1 protein-coding gene is annotated in these 346 nt (G+C 62.1%); it reads left to right on the plus strand.

Features of this window, described 5'->3' with window-relative positions:
- Positions 1-41 precede the first annotated feature (41 nt).
- A partial coding sequence (locus ABGA94_RS22310) for a PQQ-dependent sugar dehydrogenase (protein WP_375368113.1) occupies positions 42-346 on the plus strand: 305 nt, incomplete at its 3' end.

Consider the following 346-nt stretch of genomic DNA (forward strand, 5'->3'; position numbering starts at 1 on the left):
TCTACAGTCGGCCCCGACATACGCATGAAGGGGAGCCGGGGATGGCACTACTGGTCTGGCAGGACGATCTGAACATCGGCATCGATGTGATCGACCAACAACACCGCCGCATCATCGATGGCGAGCGCGGTGTGCGCGTGCGCATCCTGCTCGATGACATGAACGCCAAGGACAAGGACGCGCTGATGATGGCGCTGGACCGGCACCCCAACATTGAAATCCGTCTCTACAACCCGTTCGCCTCACAGGGCGGGGTTGCCGCACAGGTGTGGTCGCTGGGCCATCGCAACATCCTGGGCATGGCCTTCGACGCCAACGGCAAGCTGTGGGCGCATGAGATGGGACC

The organism is Stenotrophomonas sp. 3diitr2024, from assembly GCF_042136455.1.
GTDB classification, from domain to species: Bacteria; Pseudomonadota; Gammaproteobacteria; order Xanthomonadales; family Xanthomonadaceae; genus Stenotrophomonas; species Stenotrophomonas sepilia.